Source organism: Collinsella sp. AM34-10, from assembly GCF_003469185.1.
Classification (GTDB): Bacteria; Actinomycetota; Coriobacteriia; order Coriobacteriales; family Coriobacteriaceae; genus Collinsella.
Genome location: NZ_QSIL01000007.1, coordinates 48,236 through 65,131 on the forward strand (window position 1 = coordinate 48,236; position 16,896 = coordinate 65,131).

Below are 16,896 nucleotides of genomic sequence, written 5' to 3' on the forward strand. Positions count from 1 at the left end.
CGAAGCCGCTACATCAGGCTCGTTCCCGCTTTTCCGGGTCATATCCCTTCGTATACACGGTAAAGCTAAGGCTATCTATCGTGCCGGTGCTGTAGACGCATGCGTCGGGCGCGCTCCGTGTGCCTTGGGCGGTCGGGTCGGTCGAGACACAATCGTCCCTATCTATTCCAAGCAATGGAATGGGCTTTGCCACCTGGTCGGCGCTATTAATTTGCGCAATGATCTCCAACAACTCGTATAACTTGATAAGCCATGAGCTGTATGGGTGCTCGCCGGGTCCCTTGTGCTTCAGCGTGCACTTTGATTGCGGGCTTTCGGCGAGCTGGCTCAAGCGTTCAAAAAGCGCCGGGTACTCGGCTTCGGGAAACTCGACTTGTACATACTGTATGCCATTGAGGATGAATCCGTACCACAGTACGGGGTATGGAAAACCGTTCCTATCTGGTCGCCTGATTTTTGTCCTGCAATTGGGCTGGTTGACGATAGACAGCCATGCCGCATAGAGCTCGTCGGAAATTAGGTCGCTCGCTTGGTATGTTGGGCCAAGACCATCGAGAACAAAATTGCCAAGGCTGTCAAAATAGTGGGCACAATCCGTTAAACCCTTTTCGTATGCCGTGTCGGCTTTTCTCCGTATATTGAGTGCGACGTCGCGGGGTGATTTGCGACCAAGATGTTTTTTGGCGTTGTGCCGCGGGTTGCAATAGAGCTTGGTCGCCGCGTTATATCGATCGCAGTACTTGCTGTTAGGGCCGGTCGGAAAAAAGAGCGAACCACAGGTTTGGCATGTTATCGGCATAATGCCGCACAGCAGCAGCTCGTGGAGGATGCGGGCATAAAGGCTTGCAAAGGAACATTCCTCTTCGGTGAAGTAAAGCTCTCCTGCCTTTGCAATAACAGCTTGAAGCCTTACGAGCCTATTGAGGTTTTCCTGGTCGTTAAGCTCTGCATACGTATGGAAGTCTCCATTTGCGTAGATTTGGTTCTCGCGCATAGCCTCGAGATAGTTCTTGCGAAACGCCTGCATAAAGGGGGCGCTATTCATGCGTTTTATATCGCTCAAATGTTCTTCGAGCTTTTGAGCCGTTTCGTTTCCGGGCAAGTGCTTTTTGGCTGCGTATGCAAAAGCGTCGCCAAAGCGGATGATTGCCGGCAGCTGATTATCGAATAATCGAAATTGTCGCGGGTCGCTTGTTTTGATGGCGGCTGGGAAAAACTCTTCGTTTTGCGCGAGCAGGCTAGGTGCCTCGGTGTTTTTAAGCAGCGGGGCAAGCTCCAGACATTCCTGATAAAAAACAATGAGAAGCGCTCGAAAGAGATCGGTATTGGTGCAAACGCAAGCTGTTTCTATCTGCGAGTTGACCTTTGGATAGTTGTCTCTTGGATTGTCGCGTTTATACGGCACCGGTTCTGTTAGCCCGGTCTTGCCGTTGGTAGTTGTAATGTCCATGTCGTTCGACACGAGCTTGAGATAGGAGCTGAAGAGGGACGCCATTTCTTGCTTATTGAGTTGGGCCGATGTCGTGATCACCGCGCGGTACAGGCGGTTGATTTCTTTGCACTCAATAGCGTTGTTGTTCATCCAGCAGCTGTAATAGCGATAGTCGGGAATCGCTGTGATGTTCATGACACACTGCCTGCAGACATTTTCAAGGAGATACCTGGCCATGCCAGATATCTCTCCGTGTGCATGGCGCGTAATGGCTTTATCGAATATCGGAGCAAAGAAATCGAGGTCGCGTTCCTTTTGTTTTTGAAGGTTGACTTCGATTTCGGCTTCGTTCAATTCTGCTTGCGCGGACTCTTGGTCGGAATCGTCTGGATCGAGCCAGTCGTCATGGTCTGGTTCGGCTGCGTAGTCCATCGAAGCGTGTTGCGCATCGTGGGGAGCAGGGGGCTGACGAATGGCGTTCTGCAAATCGATGTAAAAGCGCAATTTTGCTCGCTCACGAAAGTGGCCCCCAATCTCGTTGAAAAGCGAGCTTAAGTCGACGCGTAATAGGTCGTTGGCTACGGAGACGAGATTCCATGCGCTTGCATTGCCGGTTGCGTTTCCGTCATCGGCGCAATCAATCTCTGGCGTTCTGTTAAGAAGAAGCATGCGGGGATTGACGGGAGAGCGAAGAAAGCCAGCCTCGAAACCCCAGCTAAACGGCTCTTGTTCGGAATCAAGCATTAATGCTCCAAACAGCCAAAATTTAAAACCCGATAAAAGTCATATTACGCGGCTGTTTGCGGCTGTTCAATGGAATCAAGCGAAAAGGCTTAAAACCAGGGAGGCCGTTATGTCCGATTGCATCAAGCTCAACAAAGGAAACATCGATGTATGCGAGCGCGAGGTTATCGTTCTTCGCGAGATCATCGCTGCCGCCATGGGTCGTTTGCACCAGATGCGCAAGCAGTGCGAGCGCGGCTATGTGTCTTCGGAGGATTTCGAGAATGCGTTGGATGCGTACGGAGTAATCAGTGAGCGAGTCGATGAGCTTGACCAGCTTGGTTTCGAGTTCAGATGGTCGTCAGTCCCCGATGCCGGAATCGATGAGAACGACGGGCTCGAATGGATCGAGGACGACAACCCTCCGCGTGAGCGCGGTTTTGATATTGCTTGTTAATGTGACCGAACGGTTGATTGGAGACAAAATGTATCCGTACTACGAATGTGACAACTATCCCATGAGCATTACAGATGATGACGGCCCGTTTCTGATCATGGAGGCGAGGCTGTCTGGCGACGACGAGCTCAATGATGATTTTAGGAAAGGCGCCAGTTATAGATGCTCGTGTGCGACTGTTTCTGCGGCGATTGATCTTTGCAGGTCGATGACGGACGGCGATGCCGATCCTTGGTATGAAAGTTGGGAGAAGGCGGTTGAGCGTTATCCGCTCGAGAAATGCGAGGATGCGACAACGCTGTATTGGATCGAGCCGACCGATCCGCACAAGGCGCTGTGCGCCCTCCAACCCCATTGCGATCTTGAGCCATACGTGGCTGAGGCAATTGGCGCAGTTGACACGTATCTACTGGAGTGCGCGGACTATCCCTTTACGGTCGATCATTTAGATCTAAAGGACGTTGACGTCCTGCTCAGCGCTGCTTGGGGATTGGCTCGAGTCCTCGAAGAAACTTGGGGCACTTGCGACCCTGATGATGTTTTGGAAAAGATCGAGGATGCTACGTACAGTGCGTATATAACGGTTAAGGACCTGATCGCGGGCGAAGAGGCGGCCAAAGCCAGCGCAAAGTCCGATGACAATCTTTAGCCACCGCACTGAACGGCGCGACCGATCGGAAGGCTGCCGGGAAAAGCTTTAGCAAGCGCCCCGACCAGGTTCAGGAGTCTGCCGCCGATGCATCCCTGATGCGTGTCGCCCTTGCAGTGATCGATGCCAAAGAGCGCGAGGCGTTGGAGTGCGATCTTAAGAAACTGCTCGCTTCGTGCGAGTAGTCGCTGACTGCTCCTCTTTCCTTTCTTTCTTCTCTCAAGCGGCATGGACGCCGCCGCCTTGACCGCCCAGCGCGAGTTTTGTCCGCACGGGATGGTATCAAACACGTGTAACAACTAAATCGGAGGTTTGACCATGGCTATGTGGGATCTCAACTGCCAATCGAATCCGTCGTCTGCGGACGACAAGGAGCTCGCTCCCTATCTTGCACGTCAAAAGGCGATGCGCGAGTTTTTTGAGCGTGCGCTGTTTGCCCCCAAGGATCAGGGCAACAATGGCCTGTACTTTTTGGGCGCCACGACGGGCTCGGGTAAAAACTATACGGCCGAGCAGGTCACAGCCGACCTCATCGCCGGTGGCTGGGACGATTCGGGCTGTTTTAACAAGTGCCCGGGCCGTCGTTACCTGGTGTTTGTGGTGCCGGGTAAGGACAACCGCGACAACTACGTTGCGAGCGTGCGCAAATTGCTGGTTGAACAGGGCATGGATGGCGATGCCGCGCAGCGCATGGTGTTCGATCTTCCGCGTGCGGGCGATAACATCCTGCATTGGATTGAGACTACGCGCGGTAAGGGCGCCGTGGGCGTGCGCGACATTCCGTGTCCCATCGAGGCGGACGACGAGAGCTCTCATCGCATCATTAAGCGAGCGTGGGGCAACGCGATGGAGATCGCCGATGACCTTTTGGGCATCCTTGACACTCGAAATCGTCTGGGAGGTGTTGCAGACCGTTTGACCCCCGCCCTTCGCGACAAGCTATCGTCGGCGGATGCGAGCTTGCGTTGGGCTGTGAGCCACGAGCTCAAAAACATCACGCGCGGCATGGAGGTGATCCCCCAGATTTGGCCGTCTGCCCTGCTCAATGACGAGAGCATACCGCATGTGATTGCCCTGACGCCGCAAAAGCTCATCAATAGGATCGATACAGTGACCGGTGCAGGCGTTGTGCTCTTTAACGCAATGGCTGCCGAGAAGGGCCTGTTTATCTTTGATGAAATCGACCACATGAAGGCCGACATACTGTCGACGCTGACAGACGATCCCGTGACGTTTCAACCGGACGAAGTATTGCGTATCCTCGATCGTCATTTTAACGGCGGTGTGGTGGACCCCTTGCTACTGGGGAATCGAGATCAATGGATGGCGGTCTATACGCACGCTTCCACGTCGGGCGATCACAAAGGGTCAAACGCCGAGAGGAACAGGGTTTCGCGGGCGAGCGTAGAGGAAGATGCCGAAGAAATCGCCAAGGATGCCAAGAAAATTCAAAAGGCACTCGCCTCTTGTATTAAGGACATGAAACTGCGTCCGCCTTTTGCGCTGTCTGACGAGGCGAAAGAAGAGCAGCTCTCCGGTCGACATCTGTTTGGCAGCGACGATATTTCGGTGGGCGACAACTCGGCGAATCCGTTGCGCTTCAAACTCAATGAGGGCGGTACTCGCAATATGATTATCACTCGCGGAGGGAGTGGGCAGCAAACCGTCAGCAAGGCGGTGCGTCGTGCACGCGGTCTGGTCAGGATGGTGGTGGGTCATCTCGCCCGTTGCGCCACGCTTATGGACAAGCTGTACTACGGCAGCATTTCGTACAAGGACGACCTTTCGCGCAAGAACATCATCGATGCCCTGGGCATTAGGAACAACCAGACCAGCGAGAAGTATTTTTGGGATTCGTTGATGCTGGCGCTGTTCTTTAAAGATCGCAAGAATGACGAGATCGATGCCGCCGACGACTCGATGTATGCGCGTGGTGTCGATTATCTAGTGATGGAAACCACCATCGAGCACATGTTTACCACGTACCTAACCAGCCACGGCATTGAGCGCATGCCCGAGGCCTACCTTGCCTCCATTGCCGCCAAAGCGCCTTGCGTGTGCATGAGCGCAACATGGAGTGCGCCGACCGTCAAAAACTTCAACCTCGATTACCTTGACGAGGTTCATGGCGTGGTTCGCAAGGACGCTTGGATTGGCGAGCTCAACCAGGAAATCGTGCGACAGACTAAGCTGTTTAACAAACAGGCTGCGAAGGAGTACGACGTCGATATTGCCTGGGTGGATGAGTCCAAGGAAATTGCCGGCATGGTCGCGCTGGCAGGCGGCGCCTTTGGCGGCATCATTGTGTCGCCCGACGAGGTGTACGAGCGCGCGATGCGGTTCTTTGACGGGATTGGCGTGAGTGAGGGACTTGCGGTGCGCTTGCGCTTAAAGATTGCTGACAGGGTGGGCGTGAGCGACGCCAAGAGCATCGAGTTTGAGCTGAAGTGCCTGAGCAAGACGCTTGTTGCCGTGAGTACTTGGGCCCGTGGTGTGGCGCGTAACGAGCAACGGGCGGGAGCCGTTTTTACCACGCGCCACATGGGAAACCATGGCGAATTCAATAGTCTGGCGCTGGATCTTGCGCGCGAGATTGTCGCGGAGCTGGTGATTAGAAACATCAAGTGCCCCGAGATGTCGTACGAGAAATCGCTTGAGGCCGCCAAGGACATGGTGCCGTGCTTTAACGCTGCGGAATGGGATGCAGGTTGGCGTGGCGCTCAAAAACGTCTCGAGCTGGGCCAGCCGACCCTGATGTTTATCAATCTTTCGGCCGGTGGCTTTTCCAAGAATCTCAAATACAAGGTGCCGGAGAATCTGTGCGACATGGTTCATCAGGTCGATTGCGGCTTTGAAAATGCCGACCGTCGCCCCAAGATGGATCTTGATTTCTTATATATCGAGTCGCCCACAAGTCGTTTGACCTGGGGAGTGGAGATCAACTCAAATAAGTTTGTCCAGCAGGCGCTACTTGGCGTGGTGGAGCAGGAGGAACTGGTAGCGCGCGGCGAGGTTCCGTTTACTCAAAAGCGCCGGAACGTACGGATGCTTCTATCTGGCGTTAATAAGAGCCTGCCGGTGCGCGACACCCTCTCTTATCAGGTCGAAGGCGCTCGCATTGTGGCACAGGCTGTGGGTCGCCTGATGCGCACGAGTGTAAAGATGCCTTGCGTGCAGGTGCTGCTCGACCGCGAGATTGCGAACGATTGCAACTTTTCGTTCTTGCATGATTTGCCGATGGGCTACGAGCTTGAGCAGGTGGTTGGTGCCTGCGCCGCTGCCAACAACCATATGACGGACAACAAGGAACACGCTGCCGTTAAGCAGCAGAACCTTGCCGCCTTTAGGAACAACCTTGCCAAGCAAAAGCACGAAAAGCTGGCGTGGAAAGTTACCTCGCTAAACGCCGGGGACGAAGATCTCACTGCTTTTGATGGCGAGCGCGACTTTTACCTGCATCATTTTTGCCTGCCGTGGGAAGATCTCGCGCAATACCCAGAGCGCCGGAGTACCGCGCTGCGCATGTCGCATGCTGCAAATGGCTATGCCTATGCAGAAGGCGGGGCATGCAAGGTGTCGCACTTTGAATTCCCTAGCTACGATGGTGAGCCCGTCGAGCAGATTGCTGCTCGACTGGAGGATCGTTGCCACTGCAAGGAGGGCTTAAAGGGCGCGACGGTTCGCCAGGTGAGCCAGGCGGCGGCGCGCGTACCCGAGCTGCTGTCAATTCGCGAAGTGCGTGAGCGTTGGTCGAGCGACGGGGTGCCCACAACGCTGCAGCCGGCGGCGACGGCGCACATGACGCCCTATATGTTCCAGGCGGTCTACCTGGGTGAGCTGGGAGAATCTGCCGGAAGGGCAATCTTTGAGGCATATTACGACGGCCGCTATTCGCTTACGCGTGGCGATGCGGCACACGCCGAGACAGGTGGCGACTTTGAGGTGCTCGATGCTGCTGGCAACACGACCGGGGTATGGATCGATTTTAAGCACTATCGCATCGGTGCCTATATCGCTTATGTTCGCGACGGTCGCGAGGCGTCGGATGCCGAGCGCTTTAGGGCGAAGGCTCAAAAGGTTGGGGCGAAACGCCTGCTAATCGTCAACGTTTTGGCTGATGAGGCAGCGCTTGAGTGCGTGCCCAAGGCACTCGATGCTGAGGGGACTGTGTTCTCCGTTCCTTATATGGCCGCCGACGGTGCAATCAATTTGGAGATGATGGAGGCGATCGGCCGTGCAATCGAAGCATAACCAGCCGTGCGGTTTGGGAGACATCGCCGTATCAGAGCTCGTGTTGCAGCTCGATGCCGCTGCTGCCGAGGAGCGCTACTCGGTCTTTTGGTGCAACGTCGGCGATGCGGGCAAGCATGCCGTGGCGAACTTTATGGCCGATGTGTGCCAGACGGGCAAGGTCGTCGCGCTCACGCAGCTTGCAGACAACCGCGTCTTTCTGATGGTCAAAGCGGGCGTGCAGACGGGCGACCTTAATGCCTCGCTTTATCAGGAGCAGATAGTTCCGATTAAAACTAATTGGAACGAGTTGGACGATTACGTTGCGCTCCGCTTGCTGTTCAACTCCTGCTCTCAGTTTGAGGGGATTGAGGACGAAGTTCCCAATGACACCGGGCGCCTGTATGTCATTAGCGCCAAGGGTGCCCGCCGCGATGCTGTCGAAAGCGACGGAAGGGGACCTGCCAAGATCGAAACGGTTGAAATCGTTATCGATGAGGATTGCACCTTTGATCTTAAGATTCGGACGTTTACCAAGCGCCGTGTGCTTATTGGCAGGGCACAAGGTGACGAGAAAGAGCTCGAAAAGATTAAGAGCCAAGTGGGCTACAGGCTATCGCCCGTGGCGACGATGGTGCTTGCCCACGAACAAAAAGACGAGTACATCCTGCGCCGAGCCAAGGGCGACAAGCCGTCCAAGCGCCGTGATCTGACGTTCTCGGCCCAGGCGGACAAGGTCGCCTATACCAAGAAGGGCATTTTGTATCGAGAGCTGCAGATTCTCGAACGCCGTTACAGCGACTTCGCCCGGGTGACGCTCATGGAATACCCGCGTAAGAGTTTCTACGAGGTGCTCAAGGGTGATGAGTACGCGCGCGTGGTTGCGGAGCGCATGGCGGGGCAGCGAATCGTGGTGTCGTTTGCGCGCAATGGGCTTGCCGAAGTGGCGCGCCAGCTGGCCGATCGACTTAACGATTCCTCGTGGGGCGTTCGCGCAACGTATGGCGGAAGGGCCGTGGATTCGCGGGCGCTGAACCTTGTCGTTGTGCCCAATGAGGTTGCTGAGGACGACGGCTATGCCTTACATGCTGGCGTGGTGGAACAGCACGTGACACCGGATGTGTGCGAGCCACTGTTTAAGGTGGCGCCAAAGCAAAAGGATCGCAATGCGCAAGAGGCGATCCTGGGCGCCATGCTCAAAGAACTGCTGGTAAAGCAGGATGTTGTCGACGAGCGGGTGACGGCGTTTGATCTTGATGCTTTGGATATTGAGTCGGTGACGGTGTGTGGCTTGGTCGATGTGCCGCATAAAACAAAGGACAAGATTGAGCTGGATTCGCGTATCGCTACGTTGGCGATTGGCGCGGATGGGGGCATGCGCTATGCCTCACATTCGGCAGAGGATGGTCCCGAGTACGAGATGGAGCTCGATCTGCTGACCGCGGACGGCAAACTCGATAAGGGCGCCTATGTCTTTGACGTGCATGCGGACGGGCAGTCTATGCTTGCGCGCGTGCGGGATACGGGACTGACGACGTTTTCCAATAACTTTATGGCCCTGGTGGGTGAGCATCAGCTCACAGGCAAAGCAGGGCGTAAGAAAGAGATTTTCGAGAGCTACAACTCGCCTTATTACGGCATTGGAACGTTCGAGCGTGCGGGCAAGACTTGCTATTTTGTGGGCGTCAACAACGGCACCCAGGAGGATATGGCGACTGCGATTCACGTGCGTTCGATTGAGGTACTCGACGGCGATGATTTGTCTGAGTTGTTGGTTCAGCTGGCCAACATAGGCCTTTCGCGCTATAAGGCTCCGTCCGTGTGGCCGATTCCGGTCAAGTATCTCAACGAGTGCGCTGCGCGTGAGGGCGCGGTAGAGGATGGCGGTGGCGACAAGTGATGGTGTTGCGCAATTATCGCTCCTAGAACTTTTTGAAATTACGCTTGCATTGTAAAAGGGGAGAACATATACTGCAGCCATAGCACATCAGATGGGGTCTCAAAAAGAGACCAAGCAAACGAGTTTTCAGTTTATGTTGAGAGGTACTTGAGCATGACCAGCAGAATTTTCCCCCTTTACAACGACAATACCGACCATATCGATCTCAATACCATCTACGGTTGCAGTATTGGTTCTAAGGCCGAGAACTACATGTTCGCTCAAGATGATCTAGAGCTTAGCTCCGAAGATTATGAGTACCTGAATGATATTGAGCGCGAGCGGGAGTATGAGCTCGGCATCCGCTGATGGATGTGGGCTTGTCTCCAACTCCTCCGATTTAATTACCCCGTTATCACCTCTTTTTAGCGGGGCATATTGGATCGATTATGTGTCAAACATCAGCTCATCGTGGGAAGGAATCGGCAATGAGCAAGAACGTGAACAAGAACATCAATGGCGGCGCTGCGGGTAAGGCGAAGGCCGCCGGGCGTATGGGACAGTTGCTGCGGCAACGATCGCCATGACGGGCGGGTCGCTGCTGTCTCCGCTGACTGCGGTGGCGCAGGGTGCGAACGGTGCCGACGCTACTGCGAAGCCGGCTGCGGTGCTGTCTCCGTTGACGAGCGCGGCTGCTGCTAGCGCTGGCGCGGGCACGGTGTCAGCGGTGCAGAAGGTCGCCAACCTGCAGGCTGCGGTCGATGCGGCTCGCGCTAAGGCCGCTGCTGCCAAGGCCGATTTGGATGCGGCCGCCGCTCCTTACGACGCCGCCGCTGCCAACCAGCAGCAGGCTCAGAGCGCCTACGATGCGGCCCGTGGCACAAGCGACGCTGCCGCTTCTGCAGCTTCGGCCGAGCTGGAGCAGCAGATGGGTGCCGCGCAGGACAAGGCCGATGCGGACGTGAAGGCGCTCGAGGACGCTCAAGCTGCACTCGATGCCGCAAAGAGGGATCTGACGGACAAGGGTGAAGCCCTGACCGCTGCCCAGAAGACCGCCGACGATGCCCAGGCTGCGCTCAAGTCCGCGCAGGCCGCTGCTGCCGATGCCACGCCCGAGGCTGTTGCCGCGGCTCAGGCCGCTGCCGAGCAGGCCGCGAGCGAGCTGGAGCAGGCAAAGCAGCAGGCCGCCGACGCGCAGGTCAGGCTTTCGAATGCCCAGGCTGGCGTTGATGCCGCCGCGGCCAAACAGCAGGACGCGCAAGGCAAGCTTTCGGCAGCTCAGCAGGCAAAGGATGCGGCCGATAAGGATGTGAATGCCGCTCAGGCGAGCTATGACGCCGCCAAGGCCGATCTCGACCGTGCCGAGCAGGGTGCCGCGGGCCCGGAGTACGAGGCTGCCAAGGCCAAGGTGGACGCCGCCGCTGCCGCGCTGGACGCCGCCAAGTCGGTCCAGGCGCAGCGCGAGGGCGAACTCGCTGCTGCCTCGCAGGAAGTGACCACTGCCGAGGGTGAGGTGCAGGCTGCTCAGCAGGCGCTCGCCGTCCAGCAGCAGGCTGCGGCTGACGCGCAGTCCAAGTTGGACGCTGCCACGGCTGCTGCGACCGCGGCAGACGCCGCCGTCGATCAGGCTAAGGCCGAGCATGCCAATGCGCTTGCGGCGCTGGCCGACGCTCAGGCCAAGCTCTCGGCCGCTAAGGACGAGAAGAACGCTGCCGACAAGGCGCTCGACCAGGCAAAGGCTCAAAAGCAGCAGGCCGATCAGGCTGTAGCTCAAGCGCAGGCCAAGCTCGACGCCGCTCAGGCTACGGCGAACGCCTCGGCGGAAAACTACCGCCAGGGCGCCATTGCGTTCTTTAAGAGCGTGGGTGCCGACGATGCGGCGGACCTGATTCTCAACTGCAAATATGCCAGCCTCACCAAGGTGGGCGAGGAGGTTGACGCGACGAGTCTGACCAACATGAAGCAAGCGATTGTGTGGCTCAAGGCGTGCAACAAGTATCGTGCGAGCGTTGGCCTGGGTGAGCTCAAGGTGACGTATGCCATGATGGCGACCGCGATTGCCGATGCGAATTTCTCCGATACCAAGACTGCGCACGCCATGCAGTTCAACGTGGGCGAAAACGTGGCGTGGAACTACGGAAGCGACCCGTTCATCCAGTGGGTCGATCAGGAGAAGGCCGTCTTTGACCGCGCTGCGGCTACGCTGGGAGCGACGGGCCTTACGGGAAAGGCTGCTTTTGATTTCTACGAGCAGCATGGCGACGAAATCGATCGCTACGTGGCTGCGCATGGCGGGAGCGTGCATACAGTCGGTCACTACATGAATGTGATCGATCCCGATTACACCGTAACGGGTATGGGGGTTTGCACGCGCGGGACGATGAACCGTTGGCTTACGCAGGCGCAGACGTTCTCTATGTCTGGAGGATGGTACACGAATGCCGCCAATCCGATGACGGTTGCCGAATACGAGGCTGCGCTTAATGCGTGGTGTGACTCGTTGGCAAATCCTGGGCAGGGCGTGGACGCGGCTCGTCAGGAGCTTTCTGCCGCTCAGGGCGCGGCTGCGCAGGCTGGCGGCAAGGTGAGCGCCGCGTCGCAGGCCGCCGCTGCAAGGCAGGCTCAAGTCGATGCTGCTGCCGCCGATGTTGACGCTGCTGCCGCTGGGGCCTCGGATGCCCAGGCTGCCGTGGGGGAGAAGCAGGCCGCGGCTGAGGCCGCTGCGCGTGCCGTGGCTGATGCCCGCGCCGACGTGGACGCTGCCAGCGCTGCGGTTACCGCGGCGCAGAGTGTCGTGACTGCCAAGTCTGATGAACTCGATGTCGCCAAGGGCAAGGCTGCCGCTGCCCGGCGTGCGCTGGATGCCGCTCGCGCCGGCGTTGGCGACAAGGAGAGCGCGCTTGCTGCCGCCCAGGACGAGCTGGCTGCGTACTCTGCCGACGTTGCCGCTGCTCAGCGTGCATTTGATGCGGCCTCGGCGGTGCTCGAGGGGGCGCGTGCCGTTCAGGCTGACGCGCAGGCTGCAGTGAATGCCGCGCAGGGTGCGGCAGGCCAGGCAGATGCCGACGTCGCTGCTGCCCAGGCCGAGCTTGTTGCCGCCCAGGCTGCTGCGAGCGGTGCCGGCACGGCTGTGACCGCGGCTCAGGCCGCATCCGTCGCGGCTGCTGCTCGTGCGGCTCAGCTACATGATGCCGCCGCGGCGCTTGCTCAGGCGACGGAGGACAAGGCCGCTGCCGATGCTGCTGTTGAGGCAGCGGCTTCGGCGAAGACCGATGCCGAGTCTGGCGTGACTGCGGCGGACGACGCCGTAACGGATGCGACCGCTGATCGCGATGCTTCTGCCGCCGCGGTTGCCCGCCTGCGCAGGATCAACCTTGCCGACGCCATCGCTAGCGGCCGTGCCAACGATGCGGATGAGGCGCTCAACGCTAAGATCGCTGCAGCCCACGATGCCGCCGAGCGCGCCGCAGCTGCCAAGATTGAGCTCGACGCTGCCGTTGCTGCGACGGATGCTGTGGCACCTGCCTACTTGGAGGCGCTTGCCAACTATACCGCCGCCAAGGCCGAGCTCGACCAGGCTATTGTCGAGCTCAACGCCGAGATCGCTCGCCAAGAGGCCGCCGAGCGCGGGAATGGCGAGCAGACTCAGCCTGCGACGCAGGTGGCGTACCAGGCCAAGCACATGACCTCGGCGTCCGAGGCCACCACGCAGCAGACGACGATGCCCGCCACGGGCGACGTGTCCAACCTGCTGGGCGAGACGTTCGTAATTGGAGGCACGGTCCTGGTTGCCGCCGGCGTCTTCCTGTCCGACAAGCGCCGCCAGCTGATCCGTTAGGGACGGAGGAAAGCGGATCATTTTCGGCGCGCGCCGCAAGGGCATGGGTCCTGCGGCGCGCGCCGCTTTTATCTTCAAGATTAATTAAGGAGGGACATATGCAAATTAGAGGAGAGGCCGCGATTGCCTGTGGGTTCATGGCGGGCTTGGCAACGGGGCTGCTGTTCGATGGATGTTTCGACAGCTACATCAATCGATTCTGCGATTCTGATTTTCCGAGAGGCTGGCCTCGGAAAACGGCACCGGCTCGTCAAAAGGCGGATGCGCCCATCAAGTCCCGCAGCGTGGCTGCTTCAAAAACCAAGGTGATCGTCATCAAGAACGGCAAGATTTATCACCGTTCTGGGGGATGCAAAAACCTTCCTCAAAATGCCATTAGAACAAGCGTGCCACTGGCGACCGCGCTCAAACGAGGAAAGACCCCCTGTTCAGTATGTTGCCCGCCAGCGGCTTAGACGATTCTTCGGGGGTGTTCTGCAAGGACATGGGTCCCTGCGGATACATGGGTTTAAAAACGTGTCCGCACGGCATGGGACACTTACCCTGCCGCCCTGCTCTGTCGCGGCGGCATGTACCCAAACAACGATCCTCTAAGGAGTTCGATACCAATGAGCGATAACACCAAGCATCTCGCAAAGAAGTGCGTCAAGGACGCGGGGCCGTGCCTCGCGTTGTGCCTTGCCGGCGCAGCGGTCGCGCTGCTGGCTGTTCTGGGGCCATTCGACGTGCTCCGAAGTGCCAGTTCTCTGCACGTTTGCATGGCCCTTGCCGGCGCCATGATGACCGGCGGCGTACTCGATCTGATTTTTTGGGTGCTCGACCCGTTTGGATGGAAGAACGAGGGGTAAGCCCTAAGGGATGGATACCCCGCAGCAACAGGAGGTCCCCGTGATCTGGTTTACCGGCGATACTCACTTTGGACACGAGAACATGCTACGGCTTAGCGATAGGCCTTGGTCGACTGTTGCGCAGATGAACGATGCCATGGTCGCCAACATTAACAGCAAGGTTGCTGCGGATGACGAGCTCTACATCTTGGGTGACTTTAGCTTTAAGATGACGGTCCAAGACGCCTACGAGCTGCGCAAAAGCATTGTCTGCAAGCGCGTCCACCTACTGCCCGGCAACCACGACAAAGACTGGACGCAGCCTGCCGTAGCGGATGCTTTTATCGTCGAGCCGCCCATTTGCGTGCTCAAGATTGACCGCCAAAAAATCGTGCTGAGCCACTATCCCATGGTCGACTGGCAGGGCATGTCGCACGGTAGCTGGCATCTGCACGGGCATATCCACAGCTGTGGCGACGCGTACAACAAGTTCAACCTCAGACAGGGGCTGCTGCGCTATGACGTGGGCGCGGACGCTAACAGCTACGCCCCGGTGAGCCTGGAGGAGCTCAAGTCGTGGTTTGTGCAGGTAGACGAGCCGGTGAGCTGCGTCAAGTGGCCGTGGTGGGTCAACGCCACGGGCAACGAGCAGATCGAGCACGATCTCGAAACCTATAAGAGGGAAGTGGTGATCCGATGACGGTCTATGTGACGGGCGACATTCACGGTGGCGTCGACATGCAAAAGCTGCGCGACTGGGATCTTGGGGATAGTCTGACGAGTGACGACTATCTGATTGTTGCGGGCGACTTTGGCTTTCCCTGGGATTTCTCTGCCGAGGAGTGCGCCGATATCGCCTGGCTGGAATCGCGTCCCTATACCGTGTTGTTCGTCGACGGCAACCACGAACGCTTCGACCATTGGGCGGAGCGCCCTATGGAGCTGTGGCATGGTGGTCTGACGCAGCGCCTGTCGGACACCTCGCCCATACGGCGCCTGACGCGCGGCGAGGTTTTTGAGCTCGACGGCTCAACGATTTTTACCATGGGCGGCGCTACGAGTGTGGATAAGGAATACCGCATTCCCTATTCCAGCTGGTGGCCGCAGGAGCTGCCGGATGAGCGCAACTTTGAGGAGGCGCGGGCAAAGCTCGACAGCGTGGGTTGGAAGGTCGACTACGTGATCACCCACACCTGCTCTACGCGCATGCTTTCGCCCACGCTCTATCCGGGGCCTGGCTGGAATTATCCCGCCGTTGATCGGCTGACGGCATTTTTCGATGAGCTGGAAGACCGCTTGGATTACAAACGCTGGTATTACGGGCATTTTCATCGGGATGCCAACCCGGCCGAGCGCCACACCGTGCTCTACGACTGTATCGTTCGCCTGGGCGACGAACTCCAGCCCTGGGATGTTGCGTAGGGGTGGAGTGAGCGGCTACTCGGCCGTTACGGTGATGTTTTCCCGGTGTGCGCGGATGACGTCCCAGCTAAAGTGCTCGACCAGTTGCTCGGCAGAGCGCGGTGTGGCGTCCGGTGCGATGCCCGTTTGCCTGGCGAGCCAGCCCAGCAGTGCCTCGGGCGTGCCAAAGCGGGCGCGGAGCTCGCCCAGGTCCAGGTCGCGGTCGCGCTTGGAAAGGCGGCGGCCGTCCGGCGACATGAGCAGCGGAATGTGCGCGTAGTGCGGCGTGGGAAGTCCCAGCAGATGCTGCAGGTAGATTTGGCGGGGCGTGGAGCCAAGCAGGTCGCATCCGCGTACGATCTCGGTAACACCCATGGCGGCGTCGTCGACCACCACGGCCAGCTGATAGGCAAAAACGCCGTCGCTGCGGCGCACCAAAAAGTCGCCGCACTCGGTGGCGAGTGCCTCGCATTGGGCCCCGTACGTGCGGTCCACGAATTCGACCACATCGTCTGCGAGGTTATCGACGGAGGGCACGCGCAGGCGCGTGGCCGGGGCGCGCAGGGCACTGCGGCGGGCAACCTCTTCGGCAGAAAGACCTCGGCAGGCGCCGTGGTAGATGGGCGTGCCGTCGCTGGCGTGCGGCGCGCTTGCGGTGTGGAGCTCAGCGCGCGTGCAAAAACAGGGGTAGGTGAGGCCGGCGTCTTTCAGCTGATGCAAGGCGTTCTCGTACAGATCCAGGCGATCGTGCTGGTAGTAGGGGCCTTCGTCCCACTCCAGTCCCAGCCAGGCTAGGTCGTCGATGAGCTGAGCGGCAAGTTCCGGGCGCTTACAGCGATCGTCCAGGTCCTCGATGCGCAACACGATGCTGCCGCCCTGACTGCGGGCCGAAAGCCACGCGCACAGGCAACTGAACACGTTGCCCAGGTGCATGCGGCCCGAGGGCGACGGGGCAAAGCGGCCCACGACGGGGGTGGGAACGGGGGCGGGCTGCGTCGTTGGCGCGTCCGCGGCGGGCGTTGCTATGTTGCGTGTTTTGATATCCATGCGGACGAGTATAGCGCGGGGCGCGATGGGGAGGCGTCACTGTGGTCCGCAAGTTGTTGAGGACCCGCATTGTGTATTGTGGGCCGCAGGCTCGGTGCTTTGATTCCTGTCCATCAACTCAGCACCTTAGACAACAGAAACCCCGGCAGCTCTTCGCAACTGCCGGGGTTTCCGCGGAAAAGGGGGACATGATCCTCGAGCGAACGGGAAAGGGGCAACCGTTATCGCTCAACTGCTTTATGCCCCTTGCTCACAGGCTCAATCAGCGCGTGCCGCAGCAACACAAAGCCGCTACACCTGTGACGGAGCTGTGAAGTGGTATCTATTGCTGGCGCAGGACTCGGCCAAAGAGCGTCCCAAACGACAAATTTGTTGCAGTCCGTCGGTTCAACCCAATGATCCGTTTTCCTCCG

Annotated in this window: 13 protein-coding genes; 10 read left to right on the plus strand and 3 right to left on the minus strand. The window is 58.4% G+C overall.

The window, feature by feature from the left end; genetic code table 11:
• Positions 1-13: 13 nt before the first annotated feature.
• Entirely contained in the window at positions 14-2,176 is a 2,163-nt protein-coding gene (locus DW823_RS07555) for a hypothetical protein (RefSeq protein WP_118081496.1), read from the minus strand.
• Positions 2,177-2,285: 109 nt separating this feature from the next.
• On the opposite strand from DW823_RS07555, the gene DW823_RS07560 reads away from it, so the two are divergent.
• Positions 2,286-2,612 carry a hypothetical protein gene (locus DW823_RS07560; protein WP_118081498.1) on the plus strand — a complete coding sequence of 109 codons (327 nt, stop codon included), beginning with the start codon at positions 2,286-2,288 and terminating at the stop codon, positions 2,610-2,612.
• A complete protein-coding gene (locus DW823_RS07565) occupies positions 2,584-3,261 on the plus strand; it encodes a hypothetical protein (RefSeq protein WP_147350673.1) in 678 nt (225 codons plus the stop codon). Before DW823_RS07560 ends, DW823_RS07565 begins: the two co-directional genes overlap by 29 nt.
• Here the strand turns inward: DW823_RS07565 and DW823_RS07570 are convergent.
• Entirely contained in the window at positions 3,258-3,491 is a 234-nt protein-coding gene (locus DW823_RS07570) for a hypothetical protein (RefSeq protein ID WP_118081502.1), read from the minus strand. The two genes, DW823_RS07565 and DW823_RS07570, sit on opposite strands and share 4 nt — an antisense overlap.
• 88 nt (positions 3,492-3,579) lie before the next feature.
• Between DW823_RS07570 and DW823_RS07575 the strand changes: the two genes are divergently transcribed.
• The 8 genes from DW823_RS07575 (at position 3,580) to DW823_RS07605 (ending at position 15,457) form a co-directional block, all read left to right on the plus strand.
• Complete coding sequence (locus DW823_RS07575) at positions 3,580-7,512, plus strand: hypothetical protein (protein WP_147350674.1); 3,933 nt, start codon at positions 3,580-3,582, stop codon at positions 7,510-7,512.
• Positions 7,496-9,391, plus strand: a complete 1,896-nt coding sequence (locus DW823_RS07580; protein ID WP_118081506.1) for a hypothetical protein — start codon at positions 7,496-7,498, stop codon at positions 9,389-9,391. The genes DW823_RS07575 and DW823_RS07580 overlap by 17 nt, the downstream gene beginning before the upstream one ends.
• Positions 9,392-9,544: 153 nt before the next feature.
• The gene (locus DW823_RS07585) at positions 9,545-9,739 is read left to right on the plus strand and encodes a hypothetical protein (protein ID WP_118081508.1); all 195 of its coding nucleotides are present in this window, start codon (positions 9,545-9,547) and stop codon (positions 9,737-9,739) included.
• A gap of 214 nt (positions 9,740-9,953) precedes the next feature.
• Positions 9,954-13,208, plus strand: a complete 3,255-nt coding sequence (locus DW823_RS07590) for a CAP domain-containing protein (RefSeq protein ID WP_118081510.1) — start codon at positions 9,954-9,956, stop codon at positions 13,206-13,208.
• Positions 13,209-13,306: 98 nt separating this feature from the next.
• The gene (locus tag DW823_RS09730; protein ID WP_147350675.1) at positions 13,307-13,663 is read left to right on the plus strand and encodes a hypothetical protein; all 357 of its coding nucleotides are present in this window, start codon (positions 13,307-13,309) and stop codon (positions 13,661-13,663) included.
• Between the two features lie 153 nt (positions 13,664-13,816).
• Entirely contained in the window at positions 13,817-14,056 is a 240-nt protein-coding gene (locus DW823_RS07595; protein WP_118081513.1) for a hypothetical protein, read from the plus strand.
• 40 nt (positions 14,057-14,096) lie between these two features.
• Positions 14,097-14,735 (plus strand): metallophosphoesterase, encoded by a 639-nt coding sequence (locus tag DW823_RS07600; RefSeq protein ID WP_118081596.1) that lies wholly within the window; start codon positions 14,097-14,099, stop codon positions 14,733-14,735.
• A complete protein-coding gene (locus tag DW823_RS07605; RefSeq protein ID WP_118081516.1) occupies positions 14,732-15,457 on the plus strand; it encodes a metallophosphoesterase in 726 nt (241 codons plus the stop codon). The genes DW823_RS07600 and DW823_RS07605 overlap by 4 nt, the downstream gene beginning before the upstream one ends.
• Positions 15,458-15,472: 15 nt before the next feature.
• On the opposite strand, the gene gluQRS is transcribed toward DW823_RS07605, so the two are convergent.
• Positions 15,473-16,483, minus strand: a complete 1,011-nt coding sequence (gluQRS, locus tag DW823_RS07610) for a tRNA glutamyl-Q(34) synthetase GluQRS (RefSeq protein WP_255415135.1) — start codon at positions 16,481-16,483, stop codon at positions 15,473-15,475.
• Between the last annotated feature and the right edge of the window lie 413 nt (positions 16,484-16,896).

Coding starts and splice junctions, on each gene's coding strand:
- DW823_RS07605 (WP_118081516.1), top strand. CDS start 14,732: ATGACGGTCTATGTGACGGGCGACATTCACGGTGGCGTCGACATGCAA.
- DW823_RS07595 (WP_118081513.1), top strand. CDS start 13,817: ATGAGCGATAACACCAAGCATCTCGCAAAGAAGTGCGTCAAGGACGCG.
- DW823_RS09730 (WP_147350675.1), top strand. CDS start 13,307: ATGCAAATTAGAGGAGAGGCCGCGATTGCCTGTGGGTTCATGGCGGGC.
- DW823_RS07570 (WP_118081502.1), bottom strand. CDS start 3,491: ATGCCGCTTGAGAGAAGAAAGAAAGGAAAGAGGAGCAGTCAGCGACTA.
- DW823_RS07575 (WP_147350674.1), top strand. CDS start 3,580: ATGGCTATGTGGGATCTCAACTGCCAATCGAATCCGTCGTCTGCGGAC.
- DW823_RS07555 (WP_118081496.1), bottom strand. CDS start 2,176: ATGCTTGATTCCGAACAAGAGCCGTTTAGCTGGGGTTTCGAGGCTGGC.
- DW823_RS07585 (WP_118081508.1), top strand. CDS start 9,545: ATGACCAGCAGAATTTTCCCCCTTTACAACGACAATACCGACCATATC.
- DW823_RS07590 (WP_118081510.1), top strand. CDS start 9,954: ATGACGGGCGGGTCGCTGCTGTCTCCGCTGACTGCGGTGGCGCAGGGT.
- gluQRS (WP_255415135.1), bottom strand. CDS start 16,483: ATGGATATCAAAACACGCAACATAGCAACGCCCGCCGCGGACGCGCCA.
- DW823_RS07560 (WP_118081498.1), top strand. CDS start 2,286: ATGTCCGATTGCATCAAGCTCAACAAAGGAAACATCGATGTATGCGAG.